Origin of the sequence: Rhodopirellula bahusiensis (assembly GCF_002727185.1) — a bacterium.
GTDB lineage: Bacteria > Planctomycetota > Planctomycetia > Pirellulales > Pirellulaceae > Rhodopirellula > Rhodopirellula bahusiensis.
The window spans coordinates 178,376-200,460 of sequence record NZ_NIZW01000015.1 but is presented as its reverse complement, the minus strand read 5'-3'; the positions used below and the strand labels follow the sequence as shown (position 1 = coordinate 200,460).

16 protein-coding genes are annotated in these 22,085 nt (G+C 56.0%); 6 read left to right on the top strand and 10 right to left on the bottom strand.

What is annotated here, in order from left to right; translation table 11 throughout:
- Positions 1-44 precede the first annotated feature (44 nt).
- The 6 genes from CEE69_RS19650 to CEE69_RS19625 all read left to right on the top strand — a co-directional run bounded on the left by CEE69_RS19650 (position 45) and on the right by CEE69_RS19625 (position 7,644).
- Positions 45-644, top strand: a complete 600-nt coding sequence (locus tag CEE69_RS19650) for a hypothetical protein (protein WP_099262307.1) — start codon at positions 45-47, stop codon at positions 642-644.
- A gap of 90 nt (positions 645-734) precedes the next feature.
- Complete coding sequence (locus CEE69_RS19645) at positions 735-2,243, top strand: hypothetical protein (RefSeq protein ID WP_099262306.1); 1,509 nt, start codon at positions 735-737, stop codon at positions 2,241-2,243.
- A 216-nt stretch (positions 2,244-2,459) separates the two neighbouring features.
- Complete coding sequence (locus CEE69_RS19640) at positions 2,460-4,343, top strand: 2-oxoacid:acceptor oxidoreductase subunit alpha (protein ID WP_099262305.1); 1,884 nt, start codon at positions 2,460-2,462, stop codon at positions 4,341-4,343.
- A 73-nt stretch (positions 4,344-4,416) separates the two neighbouring features.
- Positions 4,417-5,430, top strand: a complete 1,014-nt coding sequence (locus tag CEE69_RS19635; RefSeq protein WP_099262304.1) for a 2-oxoacid:ferredoxin oxidoreductase subunit beta — start codon at positions 4,417-4,419, stop codon at positions 5,428-5,430.
- Positions 5,412-6,371, top strand: coding sequence for a cysteine synthase A (gene cysK / locus CEE69_RS19630; RefSeq protein ID WP_199169911.1), 960 nt, complete (start codon positions 5,412-5,414; stop codon positions 6,369-6,371). The genes CEE69_RS19635 and cysK overlap by 19 nt, the downstream gene beginning before the upstream one ends.
- A 31-nt stretch (positions 6,372-6,402) precedes the next feature.
- Positions 6,403-7,644, top strand: coding sequence for a Glu/Leu/Phe/Val family dehydrogenase (locus CEE69_RS19625; protein WP_099262303.1), 1,242 nt, complete (start codon positions 6,403-6,405; stop codon positions 7,642-7,644).
- Between the two features lie 143 nt (positions 7,645-7,787).
- Here CEE69_RS19625 and CEE69_RS19620 read toward each other — a convergent pair whose 3' ends face one another.
- The 10 genes from CEE69_RS19620 to CEE69_RS19575 form a co-directional block, all read right to left on the bottom strand.
- Positions 7,788-8,357, bottom strand: a complete 570-nt coding sequence (locus CEE69_RS19620) for a hypothetical protein (protein WP_099262302.1) — start codon at positions 8,355-8,357, stop codon at positions 7,788-7,790.
- Positions 8,354-8,785, bottom strand: coding sequence for a transthyretin-like family protein (locus tag CEE69_RS19615; RefSeq protein WP_099262301.1), 432 nt, complete (start codon positions 8,783-8,785; stop codon positions 8,354-8,356). The genes CEE69_RS19620 and CEE69_RS19615 overlap by 4 nt, the downstream gene beginning before the upstream one ends.
- Before the next feature lie 53 nt (positions 8,786-8,838).
- Complete coding sequence (locus CEE69_RS19610) at positions 8,839-9,906, bottom strand: DUF1559 domain-containing protein (protein ID WP_099262333.1); 1,068 nt, start codon at positions 9,904-9,906, stop codon at positions 8,839-8,841.
- A gap of 591 nt (positions 9,907-10,497) precedes the next feature.
- Complete coding sequence (locus CEE69_RS19605; RefSeq protein WP_233215421.1) at positions 10,498-13,431, bottom strand: FG-GAP-like repeat-containing protein; 2,934 nt, start codon at positions 13,429-13,431, stop codon at positions 10,498-10,500.
- Between the two features lie 266 nt (positions 13,432-13,697).
- The gene (locus CEE69_RS19600; RefSeq protein ID WP_099262299.1) at positions 13,698-13,910 is read right to left on the bottom strand and encodes a hypothetical protein; all 213 of its coding nucleotides are present in this window, start codon (positions 13,908-13,910) and stop codon (positions 13,698-13,700) included.
- 119 nt (positions 13,911-14,029) lie between these two features.
- Positions 14,030-15,295, bottom strand: coding sequence for a DUF1559 domain-containing protein (locus CEE69_RS19595; RefSeq protein WP_099262298.1), 1,266 nt, complete (start codon positions 15,293-15,295; stop codon positions 14,030-14,032).
- A gap of 591 nt (positions 15,296-15,886) precedes the next feature.
- A complete protein-coding gene (locus CEE69_RS19590; RefSeq protein WP_143549288.1) occupies positions 15,887-16,357 on the bottom strand; it encodes a hypothetical protein in 471 nt (156 codons plus the stop codon).
- Positions 16,358-16,465: 108 nt separating this feature from the next.
- Complete coding sequence (locus CEE69_RS19585; RefSeq protein WP_158231050.1) at positions 16,466-17,584, bottom strand: DUF1559 domain-containing protein; 1,119 nt, start codon at positions 17,582-17,584, stop codon at positions 16,466-16,468.
- Positions 17,585-18,202: 618 nt separating this feature from the next.
- Positions 18,203-19,504, bottom strand: coding sequence for a DUF1552 domain-containing protein (locus tag CEE69_RS19580; protein ID WP_099262295.1), 1,302 nt, complete (start codon positions 19,502-19,504; stop codon positions 18,203-18,205).
- Between the two features lie 101 nt (positions 19,505-19,605).
- Positions 19,606-22,074, bottom strand: a complete 2,469-nt coding sequence (locus tag CEE69_RS19575) for a DUF1592 domain-containing protein (RefSeq protein WP_099262294.1) — start codon at positions 22,072-22,074, stop codon at positions 19,606-19,608.
- Positions 22,075-22,085: the final 11 nt, after the last annotated feature.

Here is a 22,085-nt window from a genome sequence, read left to right as displayed (position 1 = left end):
CTCAATTTTGATTTCGTCCCATTCGTCCTTTCCCGAGGTGCTCCATGTCCGTTTTGAATCGGTGTGTTCTCAATCGTTGTGTCGTCAATTTGGCGTTGCCAGCGTTTCTGTTCGTCGCTGTCGCGTGCCAAACCAACGTTCAAGCTCAAGACGCCGCCACGGCAAAACCAGTCACGGTGGATGTCTTTGGTGCGGGATCGCTGGAAGTGCCCGAATCGTTTAAGAAAACGACCCCTCGCAGCCGGATCATCGAGCACGAATTCGCGGTCAAGGATGGCGAAGGCGACGATGCGCCCTCGGCTCGCGTCACGATGATGGCGGCTGGCGGAGACGTCAAAGCCAACCTGGATCGATGGAAGAATCAATTCAGCGGCTCGGACAAGAAAGTCGCTGAGACCGAAGTGAAGAAGGAAGGCGATTGGCAGACGCACGTGATCGAAGTCTCGGGCACCTTTACCGAAACCATGGGCGGCGGACCGTTCTCTGGCGGACGAAAGGTCCAACGTGAAGATTACAAGATGATGGGGGCGATCTTGGTGCACCCAGAAGGCCGCAAGTTCTTCGTGAAGATGTATGGCCCCATCGCTTTGATCGAATCGAACCGCGATCTTTTCAAGAAAATGATCGCTTCGATTGACGAGTGAGATTGTTACGTTCGATGTGCCGTTGTGATCGCAGCGGCACTGTTGGAAATTCCCCGGCTCTTTTGATCGTTCCTTTCGGACATTGATCCTTTGAACACGCAAAGTTTTTTGGAACATCACGGCATCGCTCGCAACCCGTTCGCGGAGGAGGATGCGCAGACCGACCCGGTGTTTAAGCAGCACTGCATTCAGAACGCCTACCACCCTGCTTGGGACAAGGTGTACGGGGATCCAACCGAGCCGGCGACGGCGATCATCTTCGGGCCAAAAGGCAGCGGCAAAACCGCGATGCGATTGCAGGTTGATCGGCACCTGGTGCACTTCAACGCTCAGAACCCGGATGGCCGCGTCTACATCATCCGGTACGACGACTTCAATCCGTTCCTGGATCACTTCTGCGAACGGCTGGGACGACGAGCGTCTCGCAAACCCGAGAAAGCTCTCGATGCTTGGCGTTTGTGGGACCACATGGACGCGATTCTGTGTCTGGGTGTGACGGAATTGGTCGATCAGGTTTTGCTGGAAAGCGATTCGCATCGGCCCAAAGCGGACAATGGCAATCGAATCGACACCGCGAAACTGTCGAAGCTTGATCGCAACGACGCTCGCGATTTGCTGTTGCTGGCCGCTTCGTATGATCAGTCGACCTCGTCGACGTTTTCAGGCCGGTTCGAACAACTGCGCAAGCGGCTGGGGTATTCCAACTGGAACGCGTCGCTGGATTTTTGGTTCGCGATCGTTTGGTGCGTGCTGGTCGTTGGCGTTTTCGGTTGGCTGTTTTGGAACTCGGCCGATGAGGAAGGTGTTCGGACCTGGAATTTGTTGTGGTTCATTCCGGTGCTTTGCTTCTTTGGCAAACTGCCGTTTTTGATCCGTTGGTGTCGCAATCACTTGGCCGCGATGGGCATCCATCGTCACATGCGGGTCGGCAAACGAGAGACGTCTTCGGTCCGCAAGGTCCTGATGCAGTTCCCATCGAAGGAACTCGCCAGCCAGCCGCTGCCGCGTTACGACCGAACCGACGACCGTTATGAATTGCTGCGGAAGTTCCAGTCGCTTTTGGGGCGATTGGGATTTGACGGTGTGATTGTTCTGATGGACCGAGTCGACGAGCCTCACATGACCGGCGGCAAACCGGAGCTGATGCGTCGATTTGTGTGGCCGTTGCTGGACAACAAATTGCTGAAGCACCCCGGGATGGGGTTCAAGCTGATGTTGCCGGAGGAGCTCTACCGCGACACCGAACGAGAAACTCGCGAATTTCACGAGCGAGCTCGATTGGACAAGCAGAACGTCATTCCCGCATTTTCGTGGACGGGCGAATCGCTGTACGACCTGACGCGTTCACGAATGATCGCGTGTGCGGCGGAGGGCAAGCATCCCGATCCGAAGGAATTGTTTGACGATTCGCTGTCTTACGAGCGGATGTTGTCAGCATTTGAATCGTTGCGAGTGCCTCGGCATTTGTTCCGTTTTCTGTACCGAGTGCTGGTGGAACACTGCAATCAGTTCACCGATGCATCGCCGAAGTACAAAATCGATGCGTCCACGTTTGAAACTTCCTTGGCGGTTTACGTGCGAGAGATGGAACGGGTATGACGTTGGAATGGGAAAAAAGTTAGAATTCGGGTCAGTTTCCTAACCGGATTGATCGATACAATCCCTAAAGTCCACCACTTTTTGCTTGCGAGATCGCCTGTGCGGTCGCTTACCGGCAAAAACTCAACCTCTTTTCGATTCGACCGAGCTTTCAACTGCCCTTAAGGCAGGCTGGGTCGACCCGCTTGAACGTCCCGAAAGGGCGATTTCGCATCCATGACCACTTCTACGCCGACGACCAACAAAAAAATCGAATCCGTACCGGGGATCACTGTTCGCTTGTGCGGTGACTCAGGCGATGGAATGCAGCTTCTGGGCACGCAGTTGACCAACACTTCGGCGTTGGCAGGCAACGACGTGGCCACGTTCCCCGACTTCCCCGCTGAGATCCGTGCCCCACGCGGCACCCGAGCTGGGGTGTCTGGTTTCCAGGTTCAATTTGCCAGCGAATCGATCTTCACGCCTGGTGACACCCTGGACGCGTTGGTGGTGATGAACCCAGCGGCCATGGTCACCAATATCGGCGATCTGCGCAAAGGCGGGATCCTGATCGCCAACGAAGATGGCTTCAACGACAAGGAATACAAACTCGCGAAAGTCGAGAGCAACCCGCTCGAAGCCGACGTGATCGATCAGTCCTACCGGGTCGTGAAGGTCGCGATGACCAAGCTGACTCGCGCGGCTGTTGCTGAGCACGGGTTGTCGACCAAGATCGCCGACCGCTGCAAGAACTTCTTCGCAATGGGTTTGGTGTACTGGCTGTTTGGCCGTTCGCTCGACCCGACGTTGCGTTTCATCGAGGCCAAATTTGGGAAGAAGCCTGACATCGCCGCTGCCAACGTCGCGGCACTGCGGGCTGGTTGGGCTTATGGCGAAACGACCGAAGAGTTTAGCGAGAGCTATCAAGTCGAAGCCGCGGAACTCGAGCCGGGCACCTACCGAAACATCATGGGCAACCAAGCTCTCGCTTGGGGCTTGATCGCTGCATCGAACATCAGCGGCAAAGAGATGTTCTACGGAACGTATCCAATCACGCCCGCCTCTGACATTTTGCACGAGCTGACGAAGTTCAAGAACTTTGGCGTTCGCACGTTTCAAGCGGAAGACGAGATCGCCGCGATCGGAGCCACGATCGGAGCTGCCTTCGGCGGCACGATGGCGGTCACCGCCAGCAGTGGTCCCGGCATCGCTTTGAAAGGCGAAGCGATGGGATTGGGCGTGATGTTGGAATTGCCGATGATCGTGATCAACGTTCAACGCGGCGGACCCAGCACCGGACTGCCAACGAAGACCGAGCAGAGCGATTTGTTGCAAGTCATGTTTGGCCGCAACGGTGAAGCACCGATGCCTGTCTTGGCACCTCGTTCGCCTGGCGATTGCTTCGCGATGGCGGTGGAAGCATGGCGCATCGCGACGGAATGCATGGTTCCTGTGATGTTGCTTTCCGATGGCTACATCGCCAACGGCAGTGAACCATGGAAGATCCCTGACATGGATGAGTTGCCAACCATCAAATGCAGCCACCCAGAAGAGCACACTGGCGAAGGCCCGTTCTTGCCATACGCTCGCGACGAGAATTTGGCTCGTCCGTGGGCGATTCCGGGTACGCCGGAGTTGATGCACCGCCTTGGCGGCTTGGAAAAGGAAGACGGCACGGGCAACGTGTCTTACGATCCGGCCAACCACCAACACATGTGCGACACGCGTGCGGCCAAGGTCGCGAAAATTGCGGAGCGTATTCCTGAGCAAGACGTCAACGGCGAAACTTCGGGTGACGTCTTGGTGGTTTCATGGGGCGGAACATACGGCGCTTGTCACACGGCGGTGAACCGTTGCCGTGAGGCTGGCCATTCGGTCTCCCACGCTCACATTCGTTACGTCAATCCACTGCCACGCAACATCGGCACCTTGCTGAAGTCGTTCAAGACGGTCGTCGTGCCGGAATTGAACTCCGGCCAACTGCGAATGTTGCTTCGTGCCGAGTACCTCGTGGACTGCATTGGGATCAACAAGATCCAGGGCAAGCCGTTTGCTGTTTCCGAATTGGTGGAAGCCATCAGCAAACACACTTCGACGCAATCACATAGCAAAGCGGGTTAGGCGTTCGCCATTCCCCTCGCTTCCGTCGTTGTTCAACGTTGCCAAAACCATCCCCACTCAATCATTCAATCCTATGAATCTTCCTGTCCTCAAGGCCGCCGACTTCGCCTCCGATCAAGACGTTCGCTGGTGCCCAGGTTGCGGTGACTATTCGATTCTCGCTCAGATGAAAAAGATCCTGCCGGATCTTGGTGTGCCTCGCGAGAAAACTGTGTTCGTCAGCGGCATCGGTTGCAGCAGCCGATTCCCGTATTACATGAACACGTATGGCATGCACAGCATTCACGGCCGTGCACCCACGTTCGCAACCGGATTGAAGTCGACTCGTCCTGATTTGATGGTGTGGGTCATCACCGGTGACGGCGATGCGCTCTCCATCGGTGGCAACCACTTCATCCACTGCTTGCGTCGTAACCTCGACGTCAACATCGTGTTGTTCAACAACCGGATCTATGGTTTGACGAAGGGTCAATACAGCCCAACCAGCACCGAAGGTCAGGTCACGAAGAGCACGCCAATGGGGGCGATCGATCACCCATTGAGCCCACTGTCAGTCGCCTTGGCCGCGGAAGCGACATTCGTCGCACGCAGCATTGATGCCCACGTTCAGCACCTTGGGAAAACACTCAAGGCGGCCGCGGAACACAAAGGAACATCACTCGTTGAGGTTTATCAAAACTGCAACGTGTTCAACGACGGGGCGATGGCCTACGCACAAGAACGCAAGCAACGTGCTGACAACGTCATCGAACTGGAGCACGGCAAGCCGTTGATCTTCGGTGCCGAACGTGACAAAGGCATTCGCTTGGTCGGCAGCCACCTCGAAGTCGTCAACACCGCGGATGTGCCAGCCGACGATTTGTTGATCCACGATGCAAACGATCCGAATCCTTCGATCCAGATGATGTTGGCACGCATGCGATACCCAGAGATGCCAGAGCCGATTGGCGTTCTGCGGAGTGTTGCTGGGGTGTCGACCTACAACGATCAAATCAACGAGCAAGTCACGCAAGCCAAAGCGGCACGCGGCGAAGGCGATCTCGCCAAGCTGTTCCGTAGCGGCGATACATGGGAGGTTACAGCCTGATGTCTCGAGGAAAAACTTTCGACAACATTGCCCGCGCGATTGGCGAAACGCCGATGGTGCAGATCAATCGCTTGGTCCCTTCGGGTGATGCGACGGTCTTTGCCAAGTGCGAGTTCTTTCAACCGCTCAACAGCGTGAAAGATCGTATCGGTGTGGCGATGATCGAAGCCGGGGAACGTGATGGAAGCATCAATCCCGACACGCACATCATCGAACCAACCAGTGGGAACACCGGCATTGCACTGGCGTTCGTCTGTGCGGCAAAGGGGTACAAGCTGACTCTCACGATGCCGGAATCAATGTCGGTTGAACGCCGTGCATTGTTGCGAGCGATGGGAGCCAACTTGGTTTTGACGCCTGCCGGCGACGGAATGAAGGGTGCCATCACGACGGCTCAAGAATTGGTCGACCAGACCGACAACGCGTTCATGCCTCAGCAGTTCGAAAACCCATCCAATCCAGCGATCCACGAAGCCACCACGGGGCCCGAGATTTGGGACGACACGGATGGCAAGATCGACGCGATTGTTGCGGGGGTGGGAACCGGCGGAACCATCACCGGTGTGGCCCGTTTCCTGAAGAAACAAAACCCAGACTTCAAAGCATTCGCGGTTGAGCCCAAGCACTCTCCCGTGATCAGTGGCGGATCGCCAGGCAAACACCGCATTCAAGGAATTGGTGCTGGCTTCATTCCCGGCAACTTGGACACGTCGATCATTGATGACGTTGTGCAGGTCGATGATGAAGATGCTTTTGAGTGGGGGCGACAGCTCGCCAAGCAAGAGGGCATCGTTGCCGGGATCAGTAGCGGAGCGAATATGTGGGCGGCTGCTCAGATTGCTGCGCGACCTGATATGAAGGGCAAGCGAATTGTCACCGTGATGTGCAGCTTAGGTGAACGTTATCTCAGCACGCCGCTGTTTGGTGACCTAGGCTTGTAACGGTGTTTGTGTCTGACAACTGGTAGGCGATATGAAAGCTTTCGAATCCACGCGGATTTTCTTTGACCAAGCCGCGGATCGTTTGGAGATTGATCCTGATCTTCGAGAAGCTTTGTTGATGCCCCAGCGTGAGGTGCAAGTTCAAGTGACGATCCGTCTCGACGACGGACGCCTGGCAAACTATGTCGGCTTTCGTGTGCAGCACGATCACAGTCGCGGGCCGATGAAGGGCGGATTGCGTTTTCACCCCGAAGTCGACTTGGACGAGACTCGCGCTTTGGCGAGTTTGATGACTTGGAAGACTGCCGTGGTGGATTTGCCATACGGCGGTGCGAAGGGCGGGATCGGAATCGACCCCAGCCAAATGTCGTGCTCTGAAATCGAACGGTTGACGCGAGCGTTCGTCGATCAAATTCACGACATCGTCGGGCCGGACACGGACATCCCCGCACCCGACATGGGAACGGATCACCAAGTGATGGCTTGGTTCCGAAACCAGTGGGAAAAGTACCACGGGTTTCATCCCGCGGTGATCACGGGGAAACCCGTTGAAGAGTACGGTGCCAAAGGCCGCGAAGAGGCGACCGGGCGAGGTGTTGGAACCTTGACCGTGAAGTTGGCCAAGCGTTTGGGGATGGAGGCGTCAAAGACCCGCGTCGCGATTCAAGGCTTCGGCAATGTGGGGTCACACGCGGCCAAGTTCTTGCATGACGCTCAGTTTCCAATCGTGGCCGTCTCGGACATCACCGGGACTTATTACAACGCCGAAGGGTTGAACATCCCTGAGTTGTTGCGACACAAGTTTTCGCACCCGAAGGGATTGCTGGAAGGCTTTGAACGAGCCGAGCATTTGCCACTGGATGCGTTGTTGAAACTGGATCACGTGGAGGTGTTGATTCCCGCTGCTTTGGGCGGAGTCATCACGCAAAAGAACGCGCAGGACATCAACGCGAAAGTCATCATCGAAGCGGCGAATGGGCCGGTCGATCCGGACGCGGACGCGGCGCTGCACGATCGCGGGGTCACGATCCTTCCTGACATTCTTGCGAATGCCGGCGGTGTCACGGTCAGCTATTTCGAATGGGTTCAAAATCGCCAGCACTACCGTTGGCCGCTCGATCGTGTGCGTCAAGAACTTGATCACACGATGAATGAAGCGTTTGAAAAAGTCTGGCAGATGGCCGCTCAGCACGAAGTTTCGCTTCGCACGGCAGCCTATATGATCGGTATCTCGCGAGTCCGGCATGCAACGGAACTCGCCGGCTTGGCATAGCGACTGGCCGTTCGAACGCCCGCGAAGGTTTGCTTCGCGAAACGTTCAGGTTGGCCGGTTGTTGTTTCGATCGAAAACAGCGTTGCACTTTGTGGCGGTTCGTCTCTTTGACGGATCGTGGCTGAGACGTGTCAGCACAAATCTCACTCCGGTATGACGTCGATCGTCGGCGTCTCTTCTTCGACCGGTTGGACGAAGAGCATCACTTCGGGCGCATCAGGTTCGATCGGAGAATCGGGTTCCCTATACGGTTCCGGAGTGACTGCCGTATCGCCGGTTGGAATCGGCTCACCTTCGGGAGGCGGGATCAGATTGAATTCAAAATGATTGTTCCCTTGAGCCACGGTGATCCTGGTCAAATCAAGAACGGCTCCATTGGCGATCGTCGGCCGCTCGATCTTCAGCATTTCTGCGGGAGTGATATCGGACGCCAATTTGCCGGGGGTCAGTTCATAGCGAATATCGTGAGTTCCGATTTTCGCTCCGGGGACGTTGGCGAGATAAATTGCCTCGAATTGGCCGCTGTCATTCGTGAAGGCGAGCGAAGGACGCCCGCCTGACACAGGATGAAACTCGAGTGCCATGTTGGGGACCGGAACACCGTCGTGAAAAACGGTGCCGGTCACTTGCCCAAGCGTTGACGATGGCTGCGGTTCACAACCGAGCGTCAGCAGCAGGCCCAATCCAATTGCACTTCGAAGCAGAAGGCTCATCCAGCAACAAACTCAAAGTTGATTTCGTTACTGCCATCAACCACTTCGACTTCGCTTGGTTCAAGTTTCTTCTTGCCGCCCATGTCGGGCTTTTTCGAAGTTGGAATGAACTCAGCGTCAGGGCTCGCTGGCATCGGAGCAGCGGGTCCATTGATCTCGTAGCGAATGGTGTGCTTCCCCACCAACGCTCCGTCAGTTTGTGCTGTGAACATCGCACTGTAGTGACCCTCGGCGTCTGTCACTGCCATCGAAGGGCGTCCGCCGTCGACGGGAACAAACTCAAGAGCAACTCCTTCGACTGGTTTTCCGTCTTGTGTGATGACCCCGGAAACTTCGCCGATTGGAGGTAGCTCAGGGCCACATCCGGTCATCAATGTGAGAGCGGCAAGTGTTGCCGTTCCGGTTAAAAATCGCGAGAACGCGTTCATCGAGTTGAGTTCCTTCAGGAAGAATGTTTGGACTGGATCAGATTGGAAGCGGCTTAGAAATCTTGCTCGTAAACGAAGCGATCGTTTCGGCCATTCATCGCCATGAAGACGTCGTCGAAGTCGATGCTGTCGGTGACGAAGCGAACCGAGCCATCACCCATGGTGAACATGGCACCGCCAACGTGGTTGGAACGGAAACCGTTGTGCAACGTGTAGCCGTACAGTTGGGTGTAGTTGCCCGAGTAGATGCTGTTGATGGGCCAACGTGGGACGGTGATGTTCGCGGTCCAGCCCAACCAACCGTGTTGTGAGGGGCCAGCGTTCCATGCTCCACCAGCGTGACTGCTTGGACGGCTGTCCGTACGAGTCTTGTCGGCGTGTGGCATTTCAGCGGAGTGTTCGCCAACGGCGATCGTTTGGCTGGTGCCGTCAATGATGCTGGCGAATCTTGGATTGCGATACTTCGAGTTGTTGATGCCGATGATGCCCGCGTCTTGCATCCATCCGTAACCCGTCCACACGTTTCGCGAACCGTCCGAACGTCCACCTGGTTGCCAGGTGCTATCGCCTTGGCGAATACCAGGTGTGTAGTAGTAACCAGCGACGCCGACGTAATCGACGATTTGAGTCTTGTAGGTGTCAGGGGCGCCGATCGCGGTTGTTGCACCGTTGGCATTGTTGTCGCGGTAGTTTTGCATCGGGTTCGATGGGCAGTTGAAGCCAGGGACAATGGCTTCGTCCAAAACTTCCCAGTTGCGATTCACGGCGTCTTGGGTGCTGAAGTCCGTGTCAACGAAAGTCAACTTGTCGTAGAGCGGCGACTGTTCCATTTGAGGAAGGATCTGCACCAACCATGAAGCTCCACGGTATGGGGAGCCGGCATCGGTTTGAGAGCCGATGTTGGCGGGGAACATCTTGAAGCTGCTGTGGTAGTTGTGAATCGCTAGGCCGAGTTGCTTCATGTTGTTTGAGCACTGCATGCGGCGTGCGGCTTCGCGTGCAGACTGCACGGCGGGAAGCAGCAGGCCGACCATCACACCAATGATGGCGATGACGACGAGCAGTTCGACGAGTGTGAAGCCGGAGCTTCTTGATGAACGAGAGGACGTAGGACGACGCATTGCTTGAATTTCCATTTGCATGTGCGAATAAATTGATGGTGGGGCTTCCGGCGATCAATCGCAACAAAAAGCGGCACCGTTGATGTTGTTTGGTGCAACGCAAGCAATAGGCCAGAACCAACCATTGAAAATTCGACCGCCTCCTCCTGCTGGGGATTTGCAAGAGCTTAGGGCGTTTTGTTTAACCGAGACAGGTTTGTGCGGACGGGAGAGATAAGCAGTCATTTGAGAAAAAAACAAAAAAAATCCGAGCGCTTCACAATGAAGGCAGTGAGGCAAATACCTCTGTAGGTAGGTGTTTTTGCGTGGGCGTGTTCGAAATTTGAGCGGTTGTGCTCGTTTAGAAGGCGTTCGTGGCACTTGTTGCTGAATATGACGCAAAAGCTGGTGGCCTATAGCGAATTTGCGACTTATGTCGAAGAATCGCGGCTTGGGCAATTTCGGGATCGAATGCTTGGTGTGCCAAAACAGATTGATGTCCTGGTAGACGCCCTTAGGTAAACTCTGCCCGGTTCGTTGCTTGAGCTGATGGGGCAGAAATTAGGGGCAAGCCGGATTCGATGGCTTGCCGGGGCTATCGGCGAAACGTCGTCATCGCTGATGCAGCCGCGAAATGTTCTCGACGACCAAGTAGCGTTGGTCAGCCGGGACGTCGTGGAACGTCTGGTTCGTCCCGCCGGGCCACTGGATTTGCATTTCGTCAATCACTTCACAGTCGGCGAGTCCGAAATCAATCACCGCTTCGTCGGTGCAAAGGTACCCATCGCCCGCGGTCACCCATTCGACCTGGGTGCCTCTTGCTGTCTTGATCGTGATGCACGTCCCGATCGCATCGCGTTCGCTTTGCACCCCGACCAACTCCAATTGCAGTCCATGGCCGGTTGCTTCTGAGATGATCTCTAGCAAGGCCGCGGGATGATCGAGGTGCGTGACGACAACATCCATTTGGCCATCTTGATTCCAGTCCAATTTCGCGAGACCACGGCCCAGGTGGTCAGTGGAAAAGTAGGAGGACGAATCTGACACTGACGCACGCTCAAATCGGTCCAGGCAGTTGTGAATCAGAAGTGGCTTCTGTCGGAACGGTTCGCCCAGGTAGCTTTGGTCGAAGATATGACCGTTGGTCGTCATTGCATCCAGCCAGCCGTCTCGATCAACATCCATACTCTTGGATCCAAAGCCGACGTTGTTCAGACAGAGGGCAGGCAACTGGTAGCTCGGCGCGGCATCGCGAAAAGATCCGCCGTCGGTTTGCAAAAACAGGTTGTCGTATTCATTGAAGAAGTTGCTGACATGCATGTCGAACCGACCGTCACGGTTGAAGTCGCCCGTTGCGATTCCCATGCAAGCGGTTGAAAGACCAAATCGCCCGCTGGCGACGCCGCGGATATTGGCGGTGTTCTTCCATCGGTCGCTGTTGGTTGTGAACAGATGGTTGGGACGAGCATCATTGCCAACGAACACCTCGTTTCCCACTTGGTCGTCCATGTCCGTGATGACGATTCCCAGCCCAGTGCCTGGGTTGGCGACTGATTCCGGGATCGGAACGCCATCAAAACCGCATTGCCCATCGCCGCGGTACCAATGGTCTGGTTCGGGACGTTCGCTAAGTGGACCGTGAAGCAGTTCGCGTCCTTGCGAATCAAATTCGGGCGGATCAAATGCACCTTCCAATTGGATGTAGTTGACCTCAAACAGATCCGGCATCGCATCGCCACTGATATCCGCGATTGCCATGGAGGCGGTGAATCGATTGCCCTGTCCATGGATCAGGTCCGTTGAATCTTTGAACGTGCCGTCGCCACAGTTGATGAGCATCTGATTCATTCCGATGTTCCCGATCAATAGATCCGGCCATCCGTCTTGATTGATATCGCCGACGCTGACGCTTTGAGAGTAGCGATCTTCGTCGCTGTTCGTTTGCTTCTCAACCGAAACGAAACGTTGGCCGAGGTTTCGGAAGAGTCGATTGGATCGGGTGCAACGCAGGTCAGGCGGATCGCCGGAACCTTGGGCAAAATAAAGATCGGGGCGTCCGTCGGCGTCATAGTCGATCACGCCCACGCCGCCACCGAGGGATTCATACAGTGCGATGGAGGACAGGTCCGCATGTTCGCCCTGGTACCATTGAAAGTTCAGACCCACGTCTTCCGCGACATTTCGAATGCTGACATTCAGATCTTTGTTCGGTGTTGCGGACCAGACGCGTTGATTGAGACCTGCGGACTGCGATTCCACGAGCGACCGCAACTTGAATTGGGAAGGCGAAAGGTTGGTCATCGCATCTTCAGCCATCATGCGCCGCAAGTCGGGAACACTCCTCAATCGTTGTCGCTGCATCTGGATCTGCGCGAGTTGAGAGTGTGCGTTTGTCGGTAGGTTCAGTTCCGTCCACCGCAGCGATTCAAGTGGCCGCCCCACATCGAGCAGGTGTTTGCTGATTAGGCTGATTCGTTCTTTATCGTCAGGATCCAGTTTCCATTGTTTCGCGACTTCTCGTGATTCGTTGATGATCGATGCCTTCGCTGCGAACGCTTCGCTTTGGTCCTCGCGTTGAAGTGCTTTCAGTGATTGTCGAATCCGCTGGTAGGTCACCAGATCAGCGGTGTTTCTCCGCAAGGCTTCCAAGAGGCAATGAACAGCGGATTCATATTGCCCGTGGTCGAAGTGGTAGCTGCCGATCGCGAACCAATAATCGTCGTAGGTTTCCAACGACGAAGATCGGGAGGAGTACCATTTCAAGAACGCTTCGTCGTCCTGTGATTCGGCCAACACACGCCCCAACAAAGCTTTCGCGGACGCGACATTGACGGGCCGGTTGGGCGAGTCTTCGGCGAGCGAGTCTTCCAATTCTTCGCGAGCTGATTGAAAGTCATTGTTCGAAAAAAAGTGTCTCGCCCGACCCTGTCCCGGTTCGAAGTGTTGCTCGATTTGTTCGTCACCGGAACGGATCGAAATTCTCGGTGTTGACTGCCCTCGAAAGATAAGGGACTCGAGCTGTTGCGAGTTTGCCTGCCCACGATCAACCAGAAGATCCGCGACTTGGGCGGCTTCAAAGGTTCGGCCATGCCGCATGAAGTGCTGCCACAATCGATGGTAGCCTTCGGGCTGAGTTGGGTTGACCGCAATTTTTCTTCGCAGCGCCTTTTCGTAGCGACGGTGGTCTTCAAGGTTCGAAGCGGTCTGCACGCACAGGTCGATCGCTTGTTCCCGCGAATGCGAATCAGACGTGGCGATGAGTTCAGCCAGATCCAATGATCTCGACAGATTGCCTCGTTCTGCTTCGACGCGAGCAGCCAACCAAATGGTGTCCAGATGATCGGGGCGTTCGATCATCAGCGAACGCAGTAATTTGGATGCGTGATCGAAATTGCCGCTTTCGAATGCGTCACTCGCATCGCTCAGCCGATCTTTCGGCTCGCTCGCTTGCGTCGAAAAAAGGTCGTCCGAAGGTGTGTCCTGCGTAACCGATTGACCGCAACCGGTTAACAGAGCCATACCCATTAAAACGCTGTTCCAGGCCATCCGTGATGGCTTGATCAATCGTACGCAAGAGAGGCCGCAGCGAGATGGATTCAATCGCACGATCATCGAGAACACTCTGTTCGAGCTTCACTTTCCGTCGACGCGGACGCGATTCGCATCGAACTGGTGTTCAGCAGGAAGGCAGGAATGATTGGCGGTAACCTCATCAGTGTTTGTGATGATAGCCACTTTCTTTTAGTGGCGAGATCCGCGACCAACGCGGCGCGACTGAGTGTACCAATCGCTCCTGCCCACTTGCTAAGCGATCATGGAGTGGAAGGAGCAGCGACTGGCGGTTCAGGTTGAAGCTTTCCCTTCTGAGGTGCCACGGTTCCAGGTGGCAGGCCGTTCTTTTCGGCTTCCAGGCCCTTTGCGTAGAACTCGGCATCGGGAGTGACAAGCGCGCTGTCAGGTCGACCGCACCCGGTCGATAGCAAAAGAGCAGAGCCAAGCAAAGCGAGCGAAGTGAACTTTTTCATCGGAATGATTCTGTGTGTGAGAGGGTTCGTCGTTGGTCGTTTGTTTTACAAAGGAGAGAGCCGAGTTCGCGGAGGAGCGAACTCGGCTCGTGAATTTGCAACATGGCGAATCTGCCGAATCAGAATTCTGAGTCGAGAATTTCGCCGGAGGCACGAGTGCCGAGAGCACCCCACAATCCATAAGGGCTTTGAGCACCGGGAGCCAAGGCACCCGTCATGACATATTGGTCATTGTGGTAGCCGGGGCTGTTTGAAGTCTGGTCACCCGATTCGATCGAGTCGGTGATGAATCTCACAGCACCGTCGCCCATGACAACGTTGCAACCACCGGGGTGGCGACTGCTAGGTGGCATGTTGCCAGGTTGCAGTTTGCTCCACCAACCGTTGCACGTTGGGCTGTTGGGTGCCGCTTGGGTCAGCATGCCAGTGTCCACCGATCCGAAGTGTGCCCAAGCACATCCGCGACCCCAGTTCTCGGAGAACCAAGCGGTGCCACCCATCAAGTTTGGTGGTGCGGTGCCGCCGTCAGTTCCATCGGACCAGAAGTTTGGACGCTCGACGCTGACGTAGCCATCGCAACCGCGAGGGTTGTCGTAGGCCGTTGGGATGTCATAAGCCGTTTGACCACGGACGTCTCGGTCAAACAGTGACGAGATGTGTTCGCCGAAGGCGATCGTGTTGGAAAGACCGTCAAGGACGTCGCGGAAGCGAGTTTGAACACGAGGTTTGAAGAAACCACGAGCAGTCGCGTTGGTTCGAGTGGCGGCGTATTGATATGGCTCAAAGCCGTCGCCCAAGTTTCCGTATAGCATCAGCCAGTTGCTGGAATCACCCAGGCAAGCTGAGTAGTTACAACGTCCCATCGCTGGAAGACCTTCGCCGGGGTCACTCGGGCAGCGAAGTGTACTCAACTGAGTCATCCAAGGACGATAGTTGTATCCGATCGAAGTTTGTTCTGGGGCTGGGCCCATTGCGGGCCAAGCTGGACTGCGAGGTGTGTTTGGGTCAGAGACCTGGTAGGTCGATGGGTTGCTGATTTCTTCCCACAGTGCTTGCTGTTCGACGAAGGGGGTCATGCTGACGAAGCAGCTCAGCATCATCAGCGAGTTGGTACTGGAGGACCAAGTTTGCATCCCTTGTGATGAATCAGTTGCACCGGTGCCGTGCTTGGGGATCATTCCGTAGGCAGAATGGTAGTTGTGCATGGCCAAGCCAAGCTGCTTCATGTTGTTGGTGCAGCTCATCCGACGAGCTGCTTCTCGAGCCGCCTGGACAGCCGGTAGCAAGAGGCCAACGAGAACACCAATGATCGCGATAACAACCAACAGCTCAACGAGCGTGAAGCCGGTGCGACTTTGGGTTGGGGAGGAGTGCGGACGACGCATGAATTAGGATCCTATCTGCAAGTGCTTTAAGAGGGCTGGCGTCTCCTTTGCTCGATCGATTCGATCGGGAAGGGCGACGCGTGATATGCCCAACGCTTCGCAAGAAAGGGACCAAGACTCCTTGTCACACCAATCGGCCGGAGTGGTCGCATACGGTTCCACGTTCGGTTTGTGGTGAGGAATCCGGCCAAAGCTCATCCGTGTGGCTTTGAAAAAGGGGTAATGAAATTCCAGTTATTTTAAATAATTGCTTCCCAAACCGGTTTTTAGGGTTTCGACCCGTTCCCTGACGGATGGGGTTCAAAACGCCGAACGCCTCAAGTGCGCGCATAGTTGCACGATTTCGAGGCGATCAGCGTTGTTTGCTGAATGTGAATTCAGTCGCCGTTGAATTTGTCACTACCGGATGCTCAGAATCAATCCGGTTGGTGGGTGAGTTCCGGCAGTGAGCAGAGGTGGATGCGATCTTTGTTTGCCTCTGAACCCCATTCAAGGGAATGGAACGTCCCTTTGAGAACTGCGGGCGGTGATTGCCCGGTCGTTTGCATTGCTCATAAACTGAGCAATGCACGGCTCAGTTGCGAGATCTGATCACGATGGCATGGTGAGGGACAACTGATTGTCCGAATCGCTTACTTCAGCGGTGATTTTGACTGGGCCAGCTGGCGCGCCGTTGCCGCGTCCTCGCTTCTTCTCGCCATCGGGGCTGCCGATGATAGTCGGGGCCTCTCCCTCATCAGGGTTCGATGCGGTCGCCGCTGATGCGGGTGCGGCCTTTCCTTGCTCGTGTCCGCCGAAGACGTGCACTTCGTGTGATCCGATCGCGGCGCCAGCTTCGCCTGTCGTGTAGTGCAGTTTGAACTGACCCGTTTCGTCGGTTTGGCCATAAGAGACGCCGCCGTGGCCTTGCGGATGAAACTCCAGCGTTGCGTTGACGAACGGAACGCCGTCTTTGGTCAGCGTGCCGGCGACGGGCACGAGATCCGGTTTGTCACCTGACGAGCAGCCAACTGCGAGAACGGTAAGGCAGAGAAGTGAAAAGAGTTGAGTGAGGCGTGTCATGTATCGGCTCGGTGTCTTCAAATGTGTTGGAGGTAAGAGAGGCATGCGGAGGCCGGGAACGGCCCCGCGGCAACTGCGGCGGGACCGTTTTCCTAGCGTTTGCGAAAGCTAGTTTTGGAAGTCTTCGATGATGTTGCCGTCTAGTCGGCAAGCTAGATCCAAGAGGACTTGGTAGTTGATGTTCTCGCTGACGAAGTGGACTGATCCGTCTGATAGAACGAACTGAGCACCACCAACGTGTGCCGAGCGGAAGGGCGAGTGCATTCCGGGGCGTCCGTACCAGTAGGGACCGATGCCGAAGTAGGGGCCGCCGCCAGTTCCATAGCGTGTCGTTGGATAGACGGGAGTGAAGTTGATGCCGGCGCGAATGGAAGCGACGTTCATTCGGTATCCATCCGCCGCTCCTAAATTGGGGTCTCCACCACCGCCGGACCAAGCTCCACCGTGCCAGTTGCCGACGCGATCGTCGTGTTGTTGTCGGGTGCCATCCTCTTGAATGACCGACTTGAAGTTCCCCGTTTCACCAACGGCAATCGTGTTGGTTGTGCCGTCGAGAATCGATGCAAATCGCAGGGGGCGACCGTTCTTGCTGTCAACGGGAATGATGACTCCGTTGTAATCGACACGGCCGTTGTGGCCGTTCCACAGCGTGTAGGGGGCATCGTTGCCAGTGCCTTGGCCGTAGTGATACATCCCCGCGACACCGGCGTAACATGCAACTTGTGTTTGCAGAGTTTCTGGTGATCCGAGAGCAATGGTGCCTGCTGAGGCAGTGTCTTGACGGAAAATCTCGAGCGGACTGGAGGGGCAGTTGAACGTCGGGACGACCAGACCGTCGAGCCCGCGCCAGCTGTAGTTGATGCCGTCTCGGTTGGAGAAGTCACCGCTGAAATCGACGTTCGAGTAAGCGGCGGTTTGTTCGAGGAAAGGAAGGATCCGAACCATCCATGAGGCGGGCCGGTTCAGGTCGCCCGAATCTGCCATCGCGTAGGAGGCAGGCGGGAATGCCTTGAAGGCATCGTGGTACATGTGGATCGCCAATCCAATTTGCTTCATGTTGTTCGAACATTGCATTCGGCGGGCAGCTTCACGTGCGGACTGCACGGCAGGAAGCAGTAGGCCAACGAGCACGCCGATGATGGCGATGACGACAAGAAGTTCGACGAGGGTAAAGCCCGAAGTCCTGACGGCGCTTTTGGGGGAGTGGAAGGATTGAGGACGTCGCATCACTTGTGGTTTCCAATTGCTTAAACGAAATGACTTTGACGTGTCGATCAGCATCAAGTGCTCTGAATTTCGACACGTGTGAAGTTCGATTCCACATCGCAAGCAAGAGGCCAAACTCAATTCGCGCGAGGCCCGGCGGACGATCGGTCCTATCGAAACGCTCGACCATGGGGGCAGATTTCAACCAAGGCAGTTTGCTGTGGATGCGAAATTTGAGCAGTCTGCGTTTTGACTATTTTCACAATTTCAAACACACCTCAATCACAACGTCATTGCTTCTGGCCCGTTAGGGTGGAACGCGTCCGCAGAGTTGCCCAATAGAAATGCGGTTATGCGCAGGAAGTGTGCAAGTGTTCCTGCTCTTGGTGCTGGTATTCGGGCTGCCTGAACGCTTGAGACAACAGCAATCGGCATCAGTAAGCAGGGTGCCGATCAAGCTTCCAGCAGAATCGGGACGTGGTTTTAAGGCGGCGTTTCATCAGTGAGGACCCAGGCGATCTAAGACGCTCTCGGGTCATGGCCGGCCATCACTCGTCTTGCCAATGCTCGTGTGCCGCCCCGTGGGATCGCAATGGATTCCGTTCGAGACGGCGAAAAGTCAGGTGGAGGTTGCGTCAATCAGGAGGTGATTCCCAGGCCGTTCATCGTTCCCGTGCTGCTGGCAAACTGATCGACCTCCAATCCGTGCTGTTGCAAAAGTGAGACATAGAAGTTCGGCAGCGGGTAGTTGTTCTTGCGGTCAAAGGCCAAGTGACCGCCGTGTTTGAAGCCGCCGCCAGCGATCAACACGGGCATGTTTCGATTGTCGTGGTTGGACGAGTTGCCAAGGTTGCTGGTGAGGAACACGGTGGTGTCATCCAGCAGATTGCCGTGTGAGTTGCCGTGTTCGCTCAGCCCACGAAGGAATTCGCCCCACTGTCCGATCATGGCTTCTTCGACCAAAGCGAGTTGCTCCAGTTTGGTTTCGTCTCGGCCGTGGTGGCTGAGCGAGTGATAGCCCTCCTCCACTCCGTCGACCGGAACCACGCCGCCACTTCCCGGCAAGTGCAGTGTCACGTAACGGGTCGAATCGGTTTCCAACGCCAGGGAAACGACATCGCACATCGTCTTCATTCGTGCGATCAGGTCATTGGGGTTCCGAATGTCGACCGGCGCAGTCGCATCCACCGCGGGCTTCGGCATTTCGGCCCACTTTTGAGATTGCTGCATGCGTTGTTCAAGCTGACGGACGCTCGTGAAGTAAGCGTCCAGTCGATCTCGGTCGCCGCTGCCCAGGTCACGCTGAAGCGACTTGGCGTCTTCGGCGACGATGTCCATGATGCTTCGACCCTGACGAACTCGATCCGCCTGCTTCTCGCGTTCTGCTGGCGAGCTGTTCACGAACAGTTCAGCGAACAACTGCGACGCGGAAGTGATCGGTGGGATCATCGCTCCGCTTTCGGTGTAGCAGGGACTGGTGGAGCCACCGGTGCTGCAAACGAGCGAGGGAAATCGCGTTTCGTGACCTTTATGTTTGGCCAGGTATTGATCGATTGAAATCGTGTTGTTGACGGCACCTGATGAACCCATCGGAGTCGCGGTCAAAATGCTGGCTTCGGCGCGGTGCCCACCGTTGACGCCCGGATGCGACGAACCCGAAACGACGGTCACGTTGTCGCGAAGATCTTGCAACGATTGGAGGTATCGCGAGGGCTGGTAGCTCATCCCTTCGCCTTCGGGAACCAGGTTTTCGGGCAGCAACCCCAAGCCCACCGTCATGGCAACAAATCGTTTGGCTCGACCCGAATCTTCGTTGCTGTCGCTGCCAGCGAATGACTGACGCATCGCCGACAGAAATGGCAATCCCATCGCGACACCAGAGCCTCGCAAAAGGGTGCGGCGTTTCAACGGACTTCGCGAATGAAGGTTGGTGCGTTTCATGATTGATTCTCGAAGGCGGGATTGGTCAGGTGGGATGATCGAAGCGTGGTGCGATGTTTTCGATCAGTTGGGATGTTCAGTTCGACCGCGATTTGGGTTGGTCACTTAGAAAGGAACAGATCGCTCTGAATGACTTCATCCAACAGCGATCGGAAACCGTGTTTGTTGACCTTGGTATTCGCGACGATGGTTTCGACTCGGTCGCGGTCAGCGAACTGAATCGTTTGTCCGGTCGCGTAGGTCACCAAATGCGACGCCACGTTCGCGGCCAATCGTCCATCTCGTTCCGCGATCAAATCACGAAAAGCGACGAACGAGTCGAAGGCTGCTCCGTCGGGCATTTCGAAACTGGGGTCCACATCGGCACCTGGTTTGTAGGCGTTACCGCGTTTTTGCATGTAGCGATCACGCCAGCGACCTCCGGCATCAAAGTTCTCGAGTGCAAATCCAGGTGGGTCGATGTTTTGGTGACAAGCGGCACAGGACGAGTCGGCTTGGTGTTTGGCTAGCAATTCGCGAATCGTTTTCGCACCGCGAATGTCGGGTTCCACCGCAGGGACGTTTTCAGGCGGGGCGGGGATTTCGACTCCTAGGATTCGCTCAGAAACCCAAATACCACGCAGAACCGGGGACGTGTCGTTGCCGGCCGCGGTGACTTTCAGAATTGATCCATGGGTCAGCAGTCCGCCACGAGGGGTCGCCGGATCGACTCGGACCAATTTCATTTGGTCGTCCAAATTGGCGACGTCGGCTTCGGATTCGGTCAGCCCGTAGTATCGAGCCAGCCGCGAATTCAGGTAGGTGTAATCGGCGCCGACCAATTCACGAACGGGGCGATCTTCGTCCATCAAACGCTGCAGGAAATGATGCGTTTCGCTCAGCATCGCTGCTTGCACGGTTGGATCAAAGTCACGAAACAAACGCCGGTCGGGTTCGGTGAAATCAATGTCTTCGAGGTCCAGCCACTGATCGGAAAAGTCGACCAGGAAGTGCTGTCCCCGACGAGTTTTCAGAAGGCGATCCGTCTGACGTTGGAGTTCTCCGTCGTGGCGAAGCAATCCTTCATCGGCCGCAGTTCGCAGTACTTCATCCGGCATCGATCCGGTCAAGAAGTAGCTCAATCGTGAAGCGATCGCCCAATCGTCCAAACGCCCCGAATCATCGGAGAATTCAGTCAGGTAAAGAAAACGAGGCGAGCAAAGCACGGCACGGTATCCCGCTCGCAAGGCATCGATGAACGTTGCGCCGCTTTGTCGTTCATCTTCGGCGAGTTGCAGGATGGATTCGATCGTCGAGGCGTCCGCGGGGCGACGAAAGGCAAGGTCAGCAAAGCGGACGATTGCGGCTCGCAGTTCATTGCGATCCCGTTTCTCATTGAACTTGTCGACGTTGACTTCGGATTGATTGAGTTCGCGGTTGTAGCGAAGCGGAAGTTTGCCGAGCAATCGTTCGCGAGATTCTTTGCGGTCGCCGCCCGGGTAAATGCGTTTCATCGCCAGTGAATGCATGGCCACACCGGGAATGTCTTGGTCTTCACCTTCGCCAAAGCCGACCTGGCCACCTTGGAAGCGGCCTTGTTTGAGCGTTCGGTCGGCGGGGCGGACCTCCAGCATGTGACCTTTGGGCAGCCACGCTTGGTAGGTCATCGTTTGGGGCTCCGCTTTGGCTTCGAAGCTACCGATCCAGGACAGCAGCGGAGCACCCGAGTTGCATTCGCCGCTGCGGACGCTGCACCAAACGCCGTGGTCCTTGGGTGGCTTCAGTCCGGACGCCGTCAGCGTGATTTCATACCAACCGTCCTCGGGGACTCGGGTCGATGAAATGCGACCGTAGAAGATCATTCCTGATGACCAGATGACCGCGAGGCCTTCACGCATTTCAGGATCCCGGTTGCGACGCCCCCTGGGTTTGTTGGCAATCTTCTTGGGAGCCATATCGATGGCCCAATCGGACGCTGGTTTCATTGCTTTGTCGAACGCCGCGTCGAGAGCCGCGTCGACGACTTTGAGGTGGGTGTTGAGCTGAAAGTGTGACATCGATTGAGCGGACGCCAAATGAACGTAGCCGCCAACCCTTTGTTCGGGAGGCATCAAGTCTTCGAGTGGCAGTTCGACCTTCAGCAGATCCTGCAGCGTGCGAGACAGTTGTTCGTTGCTGAGTCGGCGGCCTCGGACGCGTCCGTCACGTCGCTGCTGGTTGAGTTGGTAAGTCCGCAATTGATGCCGTAGCGGTTCGGTGAATCTGCGAGCCGTTTGTGGGTCGAGTTCGATGTCTTCCGGCGGAGGCATCTCACCATATTGGACTCGGTCGTGGATCGAGACCCATTGATCCATAGCGGATGGTCGCGACAAATCGGTCGAGACGGCATGGATGTCAAATCCGCCTTCGCCGCTGGAACCATCGTGGCAATCGATACATTGTTCCTGCAGGAAATCAACGGCGTCGTCCGCGACATCCCGATTGTTTTGGGAAGCCGGATTGGCAGCGTCTGCGTTGGACGCAGCGGCGAATGCGAGGCAGGCGATCCAGGCAAAACTTGCAGCCAGCCGAAAGGGCGAGATCGAAAGCATGAACCAGGCAC